Annotated in this window: 15 protein-coding genes and 1 pseudogene; 4 read left to right on the top strand and 12 right to left on the bottom strand. The window is 72.5% G+C overall.

Annotated features, from left to right (window positions below):
- The 3 genes from LIU39_RS33850 to LIU39_RS33840 form a co-directional block, all read right to left on the bottom strand.
- Window positions 1–187: DUF397 domain-containing protein (locus LIU39_RS33850; protein ID WP_227050816.1), on the bottom strand; the 187-nt coding region annotated here is incomplete at its 3' end.
- Between the two features lie 18 nt (window positions 188–205).
- The gene (locus tag LIU39_RS33845; RefSeq protein WP_227050815.1) at window positions 206–412 is read right to left on the bottom strand and encodes a DUF397 domain-containing protein; all 207 of its coding nucleotides are present in this window, start codon (window positions 410–412) and stop codon (window positions 206–208) included.
- Complete coding sequence (locus LIU39_RS33840) at window positions 399–1283, bottom strand: helix-turn-helix domain-containing protein (RefSeq protein WP_227050814.1); 885 nt, start codon at window positions 1281–1283, stop codon at window positions 399–401. Before LIU39_RS33840 ends, LIU39_RS33845 begins: the two co-directional genes overlap by 14 nt.
- 257 nt (window positions 1284–1540) lie before the next feature.
- Here LIU39_RS33840 and LIU39_RS33835 point away from each other — a divergent pair, with 257 nt between their 5' ends.
- From LIU39_RS33835 to LIU39_RS33825, 3 genes are read left to right on the top strand one after another with little or no spacing between them, the layout of a single operon-like run.
- Window positions 1541–1774, top strand: coding sequence for a hypothetical protein (locus tag LIU39_RS33835; protein WP_227050813.1), 234 nt, complete (start codon window positions 1541–1543; stop codon window positions 1772–1774).
- Window positions 1771–1986, top strand: coding sequence for a hypothetical protein (locus LIU39_RS33830; RefSeq protein ID WP_227050812.1), 216 nt, complete (start codon window positions 1771–1773; stop codon window positions 1984–1986). Before LIU39_RS33835 ends, LIU39_RS33830 begins: the two co-directional genes overlap by 4 nt.
- Entirely contained in the window at window positions 1983–2690 is a 708-nt protein-coding gene (locus tag LIU39_RS33825) for a hypothetical protein (RefSeq protein ID WP_227050811.1), read from the top strand. The genes LIU39_RS33830 and LIU39_RS33825 overlap by 4 nt, the downstream gene beginning before the upstream one ends.
- 29 nt (window positions 2691–2719) lie before the next feature.
- Here LIU39_RS33825 and LIU39_RS33820 read toward each other — a convergent pair.
- Window positions 2720–3064 (bottom strand): annotated as a pseudogene (locus tag LIU39_RS33820) (PP2C family protein-serine/threonine phosphatase); the annotation flags it as partial.
- Between the two features lie 422 nt (window positions 3065–3486).
- A complete protein-coding gene (locus LIU39_RS33815) occupies window positions 3487–4224 on the bottom strand; it encodes an SAM-dependent methyltransferase (RefSeq protein WP_227050810.1) in 738 nt (245 codons plus the stop codon).
- A gap of 109 nt (window positions 4225–4333) precedes the next feature.
- Between LIU39_RS33815 and LIU39_RS33810 the strand changes: the two genes are divergently transcribed.
- Entirely contained in the window at window positions 4334–5536 is a 1203-nt protein-coding gene (locus tag LIU39_RS33810) for a DUF5685 family protein (RefSeq protein ID WP_227050809.1), read from the top strand.
- Between the two features lie 19 nt (window positions 5537–5555).
- Here LIU39_RS33810 and LIU39_RS33805 read toward each other — a convergent pair whose 3' ends face one another.
- The 7 genes from LIU39_RS33805 to LIU39_RS33775 form a co-directional block, all read right to left on the bottom strand.
- Entirely contained in the window at window positions 5556–6740 is a 1185-nt protein-coding gene (locus LIU39_RS33805) for a serine hydrolase domain-containing protein (protein WP_227050808.1), read from the bottom strand.
- 138 nt (window positions 6741–6878) lie between these two features.
- Window positions 6879–7412, bottom strand: a complete 534-nt coding sequence (locus LIU39_RS33800) for a SigE family RNA polymerase sigma factor (protein ID WP_227050807.1) — start codon at window positions 7410–7412, stop codon at window positions 6879–6881.
- Window positions 7413–7897: 485 nt separating this feature from the next.
- On the bottom strand, window positions 7898–9061 hold the full coding sequence (locus LIU39_RS33795; protein ID WP_227050806.1) for a lipid-transfer protein: 1164 nt from the start codon (window positions 9059–9061) through the stop codon (window positions 7898–7900).
- Window positions 9058–9489, bottom strand: a complete 432-nt coding sequence (locus LIU39_RS33790) for a MaoC family dehydratase (RefSeq protein WP_227050805.1) — start codon at window positions 9487–9489, stop codon at window positions 9058–9060. The genes LIU39_RS33795 and LIU39_RS33790 overlap by 4 nt, the downstream gene beginning before the upstream one ends.
- Entirely contained in the window at window positions 9486–10616 is a 1131-nt protein-coding gene (locus LIU39_RS33785) for an acyl-CoA dehydrogenase family protein (protein WP_227050804.1), read from the bottom strand. Before LIU39_RS33785 ends, LIU39_RS33790 begins: the two co-directional genes overlap by 4 nt.
- 1 nt (window position 10617) lies before the next feature.
- On the bottom strand, window positions 10618–11601 hold the full coding sequence (locus LIU39_RS33780; RefSeq protein ID WP_227050803.1) for a bifunctional MaoC family dehydratase N-terminal/OB-fold nucleic acid binding domain-containing protein: 984 nt from the start codon (window positions 11599–11601) through the stop codon (window positions 10618–10620).
- Window positions 11598–12755: an acyl-CoA dehydrogenase family protein gene (locus tag LIU39_RS33775; RefSeq protein ID WP_227050802.1), complete on the bottom strand. Its 1158-nt coding sequence runs from the start codon at window positions 12753–12755 to the stop codon at window positions 11598–11600. The genes LIU39_RS33780 and LIU39_RS33775 overlap by 4 nt, the downstream gene beginning before the upstream one ends.
- Window positions 12756–13128: the final 373 nt, after the last annotated feature.

Here is a 13128-nt window from a genome sequence, read left to right as displayed (position 1 = left end):
CCTTGACGGCCCCTACGAACACCGACCACGAACCGGCGGGAACGACCAGAGCCGCTCCCCCCGGATGCTTGGAGTCGCGTACGGGCAGCACACCCGGGAAGCCCGGCGCCACCTCGACGCAGTTCTGCGTGCCGTTGCTGTAGCTCGACTTCTGCCAACGAGCCGCACTCAGATCAACCTTGGCCATAACTCTCCGCCGCCTCCCTCAAGCGCCGAACTTGCCGCCCTTGACAGCCCCTACGAACACCGACCACGAACCGGCGGGAACGACCAGAGCCGCACCCTCCGGACGCTTGGAATCACGCACCGGCAGCACACCCGGGAAGCCCGGCGCCACCTCGACGCAGTTCTGATTGGCGTTGCTGTAGCTCGACTTCTGCCAACGAGCCGCGCTCAGATCAATCCTGTCCATAGCTCTCCGCTACCTCCCTCATAAGGCGCCGCGACGCCTGCTCATCAAGTGCTGCTTCCCAGATCTCGCGGAACGCCCGGTCGTATGCCTGCACCTCGCTCGGCTTGTCGAGGTACAGGCTGCCGGTGAAACCGTCCGCGTACACGGTCGGCGGTTCTGTCTCCGCACCGTCGCCGGTCACCGGAAACCGCAGGACGACGAACGGGCCCGTTACCAGCCCGTAGTGCGATCCCACGCTGAACGGCATGACACGGATCATGACATTCGCCCACCCCGACGCGGCAACCAGGTACTCGCACTGCTTGCGCATGACCGCCGCGCCACCGGTCGGTCGGCGCAGCGCCGCCTCGCTCAGGACAAGAGAGAACTGAGGCGGGGCAGTTGGCCGAGTGAGGAGCGTCTGCCGCTCGATGCGGAGCCTGACTCGCCGCTCGACCTCCTCGTCGTCTTCATCGGCCAAAGCCCGGATCGTGGCCCGTGTGTACTCCTCGGTCTGGAGAAGCCCAGGAACCAGATCGCTCTCATAGGTGGCCAGGCTCGACGCCGCCCCCTCCAGGCCGATGTAGACGTCGAAGCCCTCGGGTACGACATCCCCGTACGAATGCCACCACCCTTTGGCCTTCGTCTCCTTCGCCAGCCCCATCAAGGCTTCGGTGATGTCCGACGGCGCCCCGTACACCTTGCACATGGTCTCGGCGTCGTGGCTGCGCAGCGAGGTCTGGCCCGTCTCGATGCGCCACATCTTGGCCTCGGACCACTCCAGTTCCCTGGCGGCCGTGCGCACCGTCAGCCTCGCCTGCATCCGTAAGTCACGCAGATAGCGCCCGAGTTGCCGCCTCGGAACCGTCGACCCTGCTGATCGCTCCGGCATGCGCTCCCCTTCCCACACCCATTATGAAGGACTTCCGACACCCCGAATAGAAGCAGTGGCATGCCCTATTCGCAATGCGCTTAATCAATTTGAGTTATCCATTCGAATTCCCTTTGTGAAGTCTTGCAGATTTGATCGCGCCCGATGCAGTCTTGGGGAATCCGAACGATCAGCGCGGTAACACCGGGACGCTCCATGGCTTCTGACGTCGCGTCATTTGGTGTGCGACCTGCGCTCACGAGACAGGAGCCCGGCCCATGACCTCGGAGAAACCACGCAGGGCCGCACACCGCATCCCGGAATCCGACGGGGTGCTCGACGACCTTCGGAAAGCCCTTCACGACGCCGGTGTGACCTTGCCGTCGCTCCGGCTGCACCACTCGACGTGGAGCAGCGGCGATCCGCAGGCGCCGGGCCTGATCGAGCTGGGCGGCTGCCCACTCGACACCGCTCGGCGGCTCACGGCAGCGCTCCGGAGGGACACCGCATGAGCTACCGCACCGGCATCTACGTCATCGACCGCCGGACCGGCAGGCTCGGCCGCGTCATGGGCTGCGAGGGCACGTACCTCCAACTCCGGCCGCCCGGTGGGGGAATCGAATGGGACTGCCCACCCGGTGACGCACGGCTGTCCACCGCGCGGGAGCGGCGTGCGGCCGGCATCCGCGCGGACGAGGCGGAGCCGCAGGTGCCGGCCTCGTGATCCGTCCCGTCCCCGGCCCCGCGTTCCTCGGCGGGTGTGCCGTGTCGACCTGGCTCGACACCGCGTCCCCCGCCGATCCCGTGGGAGCCCTGCTGATCGGACACGTCCCCCTGCGGCGCCGGGGAGAGAGCCCGGCGGCCGTCGAGACCGCACTCCTCGGCATGGCGGATGCCATGGCGCTCCGGCCGGCCGCCGAGCCGCTCACCGGGATCGGCGCCCGTCTCCTGGTGCACGGTGCCGTGACGGCGCTCGACTACGGGCATCCGGTGCATGCCCTGCGGCTGCCGTCGCCGGGGCCCATCTGGCGGGACCATGTCGTCCGGGGCGGGCCGGTGTGCGTCACGGTCGGGCTCGATCCGCTGCCGCCCGGTGCCGGTCCTGACGCCGTCGACGCGTACCTCCACCGGACCGTCGCCACGGGCCGCGCCTACCGGGGCACGACCGCGCTCCGGCTGCACCCGGGTGCGGCACCGCTCTCGCCACCGGCCCGAGGGGCTGACCTGGACGACGTCTCGCCCGCACCTGTGTCGTGTGAAGGATGCGGCACGGGCCACGGCGTCGCCGAGACCTATCTTCACGCCAACTCCGGGCCGGGCTGGGAGTTTCCGCTGTGCGGTCCCTGTGCCGCCAGCCCGCCTGCTGACGTGCTGCGCGGCCTACAGGAGCACGTCGAGTGGGGCACCGGGGCACGCGGAGAGACGTAACAGGGGGACCGGGGCCCCTACCCCCGCCACCCCTCCGCCCGGCTCAGGAAGCGCGGCCTGGCCTGCTCGCCGCCGGCCTCGACCGTCTCCGTGCTCTCCTCCGCCATGGCCGTGTTGAGCCGGCCGAGCACCGACTCGACGCCCTGCCCCTCGCGGGCCAGCAGCCGCACCAGGTGGCGTGCCAGGCCGGTGACGGACATCGCCTCGGGGTCCTTGCCCTGGACGTCGCCCAGGAGGAAGCCCCAACGGCGGGCGCCCATCGGGAAGATGTCGTAGAAGTCGCCGCCGACGGTCTGGCCCTGGCCGTGCGGCTCGAAGACGACGGCGGTGCCGACGCGGGGGATGCCGGCGAGCGTGGTGGGCAGCCGGCGGCGTGGCCGCGGTGCGGGGCGGTCGGGGAAGAGCCTGGGGTGGGGGCGGGGGCCGCTGCCCGTACGGGGGCCGGGGCGTCGTCCCGTACGGGGGCCGGGGCGGCCACTCCCCTGGCTGCTGCGCACCAAGGTCAACGTGTTCCTCGGCCTCTACCGCAAGAACCGTCAACTGGCCGCCAGGTCCGAGCAGTTGTGCCGCCTGCTGAGCGCGCAGGGCCCCGGCCGGGAGCTCGATGCCACCCGCCTGGCCGAGCGCGTCGCCCAGCTCGCCGGGGTGGAGGTGCTGCTGCGGGACGCCGAGGGCGGCGATCCGGCCGGCCTCGCGAACCGCGTCGCCGAGGCCGGACGCGCCGTCGGCAGGCTGCTGGTCAACCGCGGCGACCGACGTCCCCCGGGGCGGCGCCGGACACCAGGGCGCTCCGGGGTCAGTCGGCTGTCCGGCGCAGTACAAGGCAGAGGAAGCCCCAGGTGTCCCGGTAGACGCGCAGCCATTCCGAGCGCCGGGCGGCGGCGGTTTCCCGCACGTACGCGCTGTCCGGATCGTCCGGGTGATCCAGGGCCCAGGACGCCAGCGACCCCCAGCAGGCCCATTCGTAGCCGTCCAGTTCACCGCGCGTGCTGACGTGCCCGTGGACGGGGGTCCAGCCGTCGGCGGCCACCCGGTCGAGCGTGGTCGCCAGGTCCGTGAAGTCACCGAGCATCTCGACGGCCTCCTGGGACGGCTCGCGCTCCCAGAAACCGTCGCCGATCAGCACCCGGCCCCCTGGAGCCAGCGACGTGCGTGCCGCCGCGAGGGTGGGGAGCAGGCCGCCGAAAGCGTGCGCGGCCCCCACGCTGAGCACCAGATCGAACAAGTGCGGGGAAGCGAAATCGGCGGCGTCCTGGTGGTGGAGCACGAGACGTTCCGCGACACCGCGGCTGCTCGCGCCCCGGCGGGCCTGCGCGAGGGCGTCACCGGAGAGGTCGACACCCTCGGCCCGCAGCCGCGGGTGCATGGCCAGCGCGCGCAGCAGCCATTCCCCGGTTCCGCAACCGAGGTCGAGGACCCGCTCGTCGCCGCGCGGCAGGCCCTTTTCCAGCAGCCGGCGTACCGAGTCGTCGTCGAGCGGGGACTTGATCGGGTGCTCGGCGTGGGCGAGTCGGGAAACCTGTTCACGATGCACCGGCGCAGCGCGAGAGGCCGCACGCATCTCCTTTTCCCCGGCCACCTGGATACGATTCCCGCCGCCGGCCACGCCGACGTATCGCGCCGAAGTCTCACGGGGGTTTCACTTGTTCGGAATTGTCAGGCCCTGCACCCATCGCTTGACCGAAGGGCTCAAGGCGGACTGGATGGCCCACCTGTGCGGCCTCTGCCTCGCCCTGCGCGCCGACCACGGCCAGTTCGCCCGGGTCGTCACGAACTACGACGGACTGATCGTGTCCGTGCTGACCGACGCCCAGTCACCCCGCGGCGAGGCCGGGCGGCGCACCGCGGGCCCTTGCCCGCTCCGTGGCCTGCGGACCGCGTCCGTGGCCAAGGGCGAGGGCGCCAGGCTCGCCGCGTCGGTCTCGCTCGTCCTCGCGTCGGCGAAGATACGGGACCACGTCGCCGACCGGAACGGACTGCTGCGGCGCCGTCCGGTGGCGGCCGCCGCGCGCAAGGTCGCCGCGGGCTGGGACCGTGCCGGGGCCCGCACCGGCGCCGGGCTCGGCTTCGACACCGCGGTCCTCGTCGACGCCGTCGACCGGCAGGTGGGCATCGAGGAACTGGCGGGCCCCGGCACGCCGTTGACGGTGATCACCGAGCCGACCGAGACGGCGACCGCGGCGGCCTTCGCGCACACCGCCGTCCTGGCGGGCCGGATGGGCAACGCCGCACCGCTCGCCGAGGCCGGCCGGCTCTTCGGGCGGCTCGCGCACCTCCTGGACGCCGTGGAGGACCGCGCGTCGGACGCCGCCGAAGGCGCCTGGAACCCGCTCACCGCCACCGGCGCCACCACCGCGCAGGCCCGCCGGCTGTGCGACGACGCGCTGCACGGCATCCGGCTCGCCCTGCGCGACGTCGAGTTCGCCGACTCCTCGCTCGCGCACGTGCTGCTGGTGCACGAACTCCGCCGCTCCGTGGACCGCGCCTTCGGCACCGCGGGCTGCGCCCACGGGAGCCACGGCGCCCCGGGCCCGCACCCGGGCCAGCGCACCAACCCTTACGGGGACGGGAACCCGTACCAGGGCGGCAACCCGTACGGCGGAGGCATCCCGCCGATGCCGCCGCCCCCGAAGAAGCCGCGCGGGCTCATCCCCGGCTGCTTCGTCGCCATCGGGCTGTGCTGCACCTGCCAGATCTGCTGCTCCGACACGTTCGACGGCCCGTGGTCGCGGCGGAAGCACGAGGGATGGTGCAGCTCCTGCGACTGCTGCAACAGTTGCGATGGTTGCGGTAGCTGCGACGGCTGCGATTGCTGTGACTGTTGCAGCTGTTGCGACTGCGGTTAGCCAGGCAGGGGCGGCCGGCTCACCGGCACAGGGCGGTGTCGAGGATGCCCCGGACGTCGGCGGGGCCCCGCGCGGTCGGCGCCCCGTCGGCGGTGACCGCCACCGTCACGGCGCGGCCCCCGTCGGTGACACCGGTACGCGTCTGGTAGCCGGGTATGTCACCGCCGTGCCCCCACATCCGGCCGCCGCAGCTCAGCGGCGTACTGACCACACCCAGCCCGTACCGGGCGCCGGGCCACAGGGCGCCGGCGGGGACGGTGGTGCGCATCTGGGCGAGCTGCACGGGCTTGAGGAGCCGGCCGCCGAGCAGGGCTGCGAAGAAGCGGTTCAGGTCGCCGGGCGTGGAGATCAGCTGCCCTGCGGCCCATCCCCAGGAGGGGTCAAGCTCCGTGATGTTCTCCAGCGGCGCACCGGGCTTCGCCGCGACGTAGCCCTCGGGGTGGGCGCCCCGTATGCGCTCGTCGCCGGGGCCGGGGAAGTAGGTGTGGTGCAGCCCTGCGCGCTCGATGACCCGGTGGGTGATCTCCTCCGCCAGCGGGCGTCCGGTGACCTTCTCGATGATCAGCCCGGCCAGCAGGTAATTGGTGTTGCTGTAGCTCCAGTTGGTGCCGGGAGCGAACCGCGCCTTGTGCGCCAGTGCCAGGTCGAGCAGGGTGCGCGGCTGGACGTAGGTGTGGCGGTCCTTGCCGGTGAGGTCGCTGAGGTGGTCGGCGTAGTCGGGCAGTCCGCTGGTGTGCTGGAGCAGCTGGCGCACCGTGATGCGGCGGCCGTCGATGCCCTTGCCCCGCACCAGGCCCGGCAGATACCTCTCGACCGGGGCGCCGAGCGCGACCTTGCCCTCGCCGACCAGTTGGAGGACGACCGTGGCCGTGAACGTCTTGGTGTTGCTCCCCGCGCGCACCTGCCCGTCGGCCGGCACCTTCGCCCCGGTCTTCAGGTCCGCGACCCCGGCGGTGTAGTTGCGGGCCCGCCCGTCGGCCGCGCGGGTGGCGGCCAGGGCTGCCGGGTACCGGTCCTCGTGCACCAGACGGTCCAGGCCCTGCCGCACGACCTCACCTGAGCCCTGGGGCTGCGCCGCGTACGCGGGCAGCGTGCCGGTCACGGTCAGCGCGGCGGCCAGCACGGCCACCGCCGTGATGCCCCGCCGGGGCCCGGCCGGTGAAGAGGCGCGGGCGCGCGGGTGCCGGCGAGAACGATCGGGCATGGAGAACACTCCTTGTGCAACCTGCTGGGTGCAGCGGAAATCCGGACCCGTTCAGCCTGCGTCCTCACCTCCCGTCGATCGATCCGGTCAGCGGGACCGTCCAACGTGGGGGAAACCCCCGGGTGTTGGGCGTCCTGCTCACATGATCAGAGCCAGTTCGGCATCCTCACGCAGCTTGGCCAGGGCGCGCGAGACGGCGCTCTTGACCGTGCCGACGGAGACCTCCATGACCGCGGCGGTCTGCGCCTCGCTCAGGTCCTCGTAGTAGCGCAGCACGACCATCGCCCGCTGGCGGGGCGGCAGCCGCATGATGGCCTCCCACATGGCGTCCCGCAGGCCCTGGACCTCGGCCGGGTCGGGGGCCGGCACCGGGTCGGGCTCGGGCAGCTCTTCGCAGGCGAACTCGTCGACCTTGCGCTTGCGCCACTGGGAGGTGCGGGTGTTCAGCAGCGCGCGGCGGACGTAACCGTCGAGGGCGCGGTGGTCCTCGATGCGCTCCCAGGCCACGAACGTCTTGGCGAGCGCGGTCTGCAACAGGTCTTCCGCGTCGTTCGGATTGGTGCTGAGCGACCGCGCGGCACGCAGCAGCACCGGTCCCCGGGCGCGTACGTAGGTCGAGAACGACGGGTACGCGGCTGGTGTCGCGGCGCTTGTGCACACTGGCGTGGTCATGTCTCCACGCTAGAAGCGGGAGGACCCCGGAGGGATCGGCCCCAGGTGCCGAAGCGCCCTCCGTCTGAAGTTGTACAGGTGGGGCCCGCCCTACCTCCTCAGGGCGGACGGGAGGCGGCGCTCCCCTAGGGCAACGGCCGAGGTCATGCCTCCGTTGACGCCCCTGCCGACGCCTCCGGCGGCCGTTACCACCGTGCGGAGAAAATTCACAAAAGGGGCTTTTCACACGCCACGGAGAGGCGTAGCGTAAGTATCAGCCTGCGGGGCGAGCGAGGGAGCTCGACCGGAGCGTGTTGGGGAGAAGGACGAGTTCCTTCGAGCACGTGAGGGCCGGGCTGAGAGGCCGGAAGGGTCGAAAGACCGGAAGGCGACCTCCACCACCTGATACGGACAATGCCGTCGAAGGAAGCCCACCTCGCAGGTTCTGCGCTGCCGGGCCCGCGCCTCAACCGCCGGGCCCGCCGCTCTGCCGCCGGGCCCGTACGTCAGCCGTCGGCCCCCAGGATCAGCCCCGACGTGGGCACTCCGGTTCCGGCCGTGACCAGCACCCTGGACGCGCCCGGCGCCTGATTGACGGAGCTGCCGCGCACCTGGCGCACCGCCTCCGCGATCCCGTTCATCCCGTGCAGATACGCCTCGCCGAGCTGGCCGCCGTGCGTGTTCAGCGGCAGCGTGTCCGCCGCGACGAAACCGGCCGCCTCACCGGGCGCGCAGAAGCCGAACTCCTCCAGCTGCATCAGCACGAACGGCGTGAAGTGGTCGTAGAGGATCGCCACGTCGATGTCGGCGGGCGCGAGACCTGCCGTGCGCCACAACTGACGGGCGACGGCCCCCATCTCGGGAAGTCCCGTCAGGTCCCGCGAGAAGCTCGTCATCTGCTCCTGCGCGCGGCCCGCGCCCTGCGCCGCCGCCGTGATCACCGCGGGCTTCCTGCGCAGCGTCCTGGCCCGCTCGACGGAGGTGACCACGAGCGCCTGGCCGCCGTCCGTCTCCTGGCAGCAGTCCAGCAGCCGCAGCGGTTCGACGATCCAGCGGGAGGCCGCGTGGTCGGCGAGGGTGATCGGCTTGCCGTAGAAGTACGCGGCCGGGTTGCGGGCCGCGTGCCTGCGGTCGGTGACCGCGACCTGCCCGAAGGCTTCCGGCGTGAGCCCGTACGTGTGCAGGTAGCGCCGGGCGGCCATGGCGACCCAGGAGGCGGGGGTGAGCAGGCCGAACGGCAGCATCCAGCCGAGCGCCGCGCCCTCGGCCGACGGTTCGCGCTGCTGGACGCCGGAGCCGAAGCGGCGCCCGGAACGCTCGTTGAAGGCGCGGTAGCAGACGACGACGTCGGCGAGGCCACAGGCGACGGCCAGGGCCGCCTGCTGGACGGTGGCGCAGGCCGCGCCGCCCCCGTAGTGGACGCGCGAGAAGAAGGACAGTTCGCCGATACCGGCCGCCTGGGCGACGGTGATCTCCGGGCTGGTGTCCATGGTGAAGGTGACCAGGCCGTCGACGTCGGCGGGCCGCAGGCCCGCGTCGTCGAGCGCGGCGTGCACCGCGTCCACGGCGAGTTTCAGCTCGCTGCGGCCGGAGTCCTTGGAGAACGCGGTCGCGCCGATACCGGCGATGGCGGCCCGGCCGCCGAGCGTGTCCGCACGGTGCAGGGTCATGCTCCCTCCCCTTCGTGTCCTTCGTCTGCCGGGAGGTGGCCGTCGTCGGCGGGCACGGTGACCGTGACGGTGCCGGTGACGTGGTGGCCCAGACCGTTCGCGCCGACGACACGGACCTGCGCCGTCCCGCCGTCGACCCCGGTGACCGTGCCCGTCAACACCAGGGTGTCCCCCGGGTGGTTGGGCGCGCCGAGCCGGATGGCGACCTTGCGGAGCCTGGCCCGCGGCCCGAAGTGGTCGGTGATGTAGCGGCCGACGAGACCGTTCGTGGTGAGGATGTTCATGAAGAGGTCGGGGGAGCCCTTGGCGCGGGCCGCCTCGGCGTCGTGGTGCACGTCCTGGTAGTCACGCGAGGCGACCGCCCCGGAGACGATCAGCGTGCGGGTGACGGGAATGCTCAGCGGGGGCAGTTCCTCGCCAGGCTTCATACCGCTTCCCCCTCCATGTCCTCATCGACTTCCCCTTCCCCCTTGACGTCCTCATCGGTGAGCAACCTGCCCAGCTCTTCGAGGAGTTGGGCGCCCGCGCCGAGATGCGCGCCGAGCTGCCTGCCCCACAGGAAGTGCCGGTGGACGGGGTGGTCGACGTCGGCGCCGATCCCGCCGTGCAGATGCTGGACGGCGTGCACCACGCGGGTGCCCGCGTCGGACGCCCACCAGGCGGCGGTCAGTGCGGACGCCGCGGCGTCCAGACCCGCGTCCCGGCGCCAGGCCGCCTCGTAGGCGGTGACGCGGATCGCCTCGGTGTCCATGTGCGCGTCGGCGGCGCGCAGCTGCACCCCCTGGTTGGTGGACAGCGGGCGCCCGAACTGCTCGCGGGTGGAGGTGTGTTCCACCGCACGGGCGACCGCGCCCGCGCAGACCCCCGCCTGGAGCCCGGCGAAGGCGGTGCGGGCGGCGGCGAGGACGTCGTCGTACGGGCCGGTGCCGGGCGCCCCGTCGGGCCCCAGCCGCTCGGCCGGTGCGCCGTCCAGGGTGAGCCGGCCCGCCGACCAGGGCGCGGTCGTGGCGACCGGCTCGATGCCGACACCAGGAGCGTCACCCCGCACCAGCCACAGCCGCCGCCCGGCGTCCGGCACCAGCAGCAGCCCGGCACCGCACAGCCAGGGGACGACGGGCACCGCACCGGTCAGCCGGACCGGCGCCAGGTCCGTACCGGGCGCTCCGGGGGCGCACCGCTCGGCGCGTACGGCCGGTGCGCCGCCGCCCGTGAACGCGCCGGCGGCCGTCAGCGTCCCGTCGCGCAGGGCGGGCAGCAGCCGCTCGTGCTGCGCGGGCGTGCCGTGCGCGGCGACGGCCCACAGCCCGTGGACGCAGGTCGCGGCGAACGGCACCTGGGCGGTGGCCCGCCCCTGCTCCTCCAGGAGAAGCACCAGACCGAGCAGCCCGGTGTCCTCCACCGCACCGGGCAGCCCGGCCGCGCACAGCGCCTTCCACAGGACGGTGTCGGGGCCCGTGCCGAGCCCGGCCAGCCGTTCCGGTGTGGACAGGTCGGCGAAGATCTCCGCCGCCAGGCCGCTCGCCGCGCGCTGCTCCTCCGTAGGTGTGAAGTCCATGTCAGCCCTCGCCTCCGCCCGTGGCCACGGATCCTTCGGCAGCCACCCCGGCCCGGAAGACCGGAAGCTCCAACTCCTCATCCACCCGCAGGAATTCCAGCCGCACCGGCATCCCGATCCGCACCTCGTCGTACGCCACACCGACCACGTTGCTCACCATCCGCACCCCCTCCGCCAGCTCGACCAGCGCGACCGCGTACGGCGGGTCGAAGGCCGGGAACGGCGGGTGGTGCATCACCACGTACGAGTGGACGGTGCCCGCCCCGCCCGCCTCGACCGTGTCCCACTCCTGCGCACCGCAGTCCACGCAGCCGGGCAGCCAGGGCAGTCGCAGCCGCCCGCAGCCGGTGCACCGCTGGATCAGCAGGGTGTGGGCGGCGACCCCGTCCCAGAACCCGGCGTTGTCGCGGTTGATCACGGGCCGGGGGCGGCGGGGCGGCTCGGCCCTCGGTGGGCGCCCGCCCGCGCGCGCCGGCGCGTACTTGAGGATCCGGAAGCGGTGGGTACCGGCGAGCCTGCCGCCGGCGTGCACGTCCATCCGCGTCGTCACGAAGTGCCCGGTCCCCAGCTTGGTGGTCTTGCGGTCCGACACCGACTCGATCACCGCGTCGAACGTGATCCGGTCACCGGGACGCAGCGGCCGCAGGTACTCCTGCTCGCAGTCGGTGGCGACGACGGAGGTGTAACCGGCGCCGTCGAGCAGCGCGAAGAGCGCGTCGTAGTCGGGCGACCGGTCCGTGTGGCCGGAAAGCCCGCCCATGGTCCACGCCTGGAGCATCGTCGGCGGAGCCACCGCGTCCGGGCCCCGGTACGCGGGGTGGTCGTCCCCCATCGCCTCGCACCAGTGCCTGATCATGGGCAGGTTGACGGGGTCCTTGCCGACACCTGCGGTCGCGGCGGGCCGGCCTTCGAAGCGCCGGAGCCGCGCGTACAGGTCGTCGCTGCGGGCGGCTTCGTCACGCACCCGGTCCTGACGGCCCGTCACCGGCGCCCCCTCCGCATCCCCAGCCGCATCGTCGCGACGATCTCCCGCTGCACCTCGCTCACGCCGCCCCCGAACGTATTGATCTGCGCGGCACGGTTCATCCGCTCCAGCTCGCCGTCCCCGAAGACGCCCGGTGATCCGGCACGCACCAGGGCCGCGTCGCCCACCACCTCCTGGCACATCCGGTACACCTCGACGGTGCTCTCCGTACCGGCGAACTTGACGCCGCTGGCGTCCCCCGGGCCGAGCGTCCCGGCGCCGACGTCGCCGACCAGCCGCCAGTTCAGCAGCCGGGTCGCGGCCAGCCTGGCGTGCGCCTCGGCCAGCCGGGACCGCACCCACGCCCGGTCGGCCGGCCGCTCCCCGGTCGCCGGATCCGGCGTACGGGCATGTGCCAGCGCCGCGTCGAAGGCGTCCTCGGCCTGCATCCCGATGGCGGCCAGCGCCACCCGCTCGTGGTTGAGCTGGTTGGTGATCAGCCGCCATCCGGCGTTCTCCTCGCCGACGAGATTCCCGGCGGGCACCCGGACGCTGTCGTAGTACGTCGCGGTGGTCATCAGCCCGCCGACCGTCCCGATCGGCGTCCAGGAGAAGCCGGGCGCGGTGGTCGGCACGAGGATGATCGAGATGCCCTCGTGCTTGGGCGCACCGGGATCGGTACGGCAGGCCAGCCAGATCCAGTCGGCCTGGTGGGCATTGCTGGTGAAGCTCTTGCCGCCGTCGATCAGCCACTCGCCGCCGTCCCGCACCGCGCGGGTACGCAGCGCGGCGAGGTCGGTACCGGCCTCCGGTTCGGTGTAGCCGATCGCGAAGACGGTCTCGCCGCTCAGGATGCGCGGCAGGAAGTAGCCCTTCTGCTCATCGGTGCCGTACTTCATCAGCGTCGGGCCGACCGTGTTGAGCGTGACCATCGAGACCGGCGCACCCGCACGGTACGCCTCGTCGAAGAACACGAACTGCTCGTCGGCGCCGCGCCCCTGGCCTCCGTACGCGACCGGCCAGCCCAGACCGAGCAGGCCGTCGGCACCGATCCGGCGGAGCACGGCACGCTGCTCAGCGGGGTCGTCGAGCGGCCCGTCGGGCAGCATCTCCCGGAAATAGGACCGGAGTTCGGCGCGCAACCGCTGCTGGCGCGCGGTAGGGGCGAGGTGCACGTCGGCGGCCTCTCCTTCTGGTGGCGGCGTGAGGTGCGGGGCGGGTTGCTGATGGGTGCGGGGCGGTGGGCTCGGGCGGTGGGTCCGGGGCTTGGGTGCGGGGCGTGGCACGTGGTGCTTCCGGCGGGGCGCCCGCGCCCGGCGGCCGGGCGGAGCGCCGCCCCCGCCAACCGGCTCCGGGGCACGAACGAACGCGAGGGTTTCTGACTGTCCGTCAGAAACCCTCGCGCTGTCCAGGCCGCAGCGGACACCCCGCCCGGCACGCCCTCCCCTCAAGCCCCTCCCCGAAGTGCCCCAACACCCCGGCCCCTGGAGCCCTACACCCCCTCCGCCCCCGTTACCCCCTCACCTCTCCATCGCCCCCTTGGTGCCC

Origin of the sequence: Streptomyces pinistramenti (genome assembly GCF_020564935.1) — a bacterium.
GTDB classification, from domain to species: domain Bacteria; phylum Actinomycetota; class Actinomycetes; order Streptomycetales; family Streptomycetaceae; genus Streptomyces; species Streptomyces pinistramenti.
This window is presented reverse-complemented; position numbering and strand designations above follow the sequence as displayed.

What these genes read in the sequence shown, in the direction of transcription:
- LIU39_RS33830 (WP_227050812.1), top strand. Translation starts at nt 1,771, where the DNA reads ATGAGCTACCGCACCGGCATCTACGTCATCGACCGCCGGACCGGCAGG.
- LIU39_RS33835 (WP_227050813.1), top strand. Translation starts at nt 1,541, where the DNA reads ATGACCTCGGAGAAACCACGCAGGGCCGCACACCGCATCCCGGAATCC.
- LIU39_RS33805 (WP_227050808.1), bottom strand. Translation starts at nt 6,740, where the DNA reads ATGCCCGATCGTTCTCGCCGGCACCCGCGCGCCCGCGCCTCTTCACCG.
- LIU39_RS33785 (WP_227050804.1), bottom strand. Translation starts at nt 10,616, where the DNA reads ATGGACTTCACACCTACGGAGGAGCAGCGCGCGGCGAGCGGCCTGGCG.
- LIU39_RS33790 (WP_227050805.1), bottom strand. Translation starts at nt 9,489, where the DNA reads ATGAAGCCTGGCGAGGAACTGCCCCCGCTGAGCATTCCCGTCACCCGC.
- LIU39_RS33845 (WP_227050815.1), bottom strand. Translation starts at nt 412, where the DNA reads ATGGACAGGATTGATCTGAGCGCGGCTCGTTGGCAGAAGTCGAGCTAC.
- LIU39_RS33800 (WP_227050807.1), bottom strand. Translation starts at nt 7,412, where the DNA reads ATGACCACGCCAGTGTGCACAAGCGCCGCGACACCAGCCGCGTACCCG.
- LIU39_RS33795 (WP_227050806.1), bottom strand. Translation starts at nt 9,061, where the DNA reads ATGACCCTGCACCGTGCGGACACGCTCGGCGGCCGGGCCGCCATCGCC.
- LIU39_RS33840 (WP_227050814.1), bottom strand. Translation starts at nt 1,283, where the DNA reads ATGCCGGAGCGATCAGCAGGGTCGACGGTTCCGAGGCGGCAACTCGGG.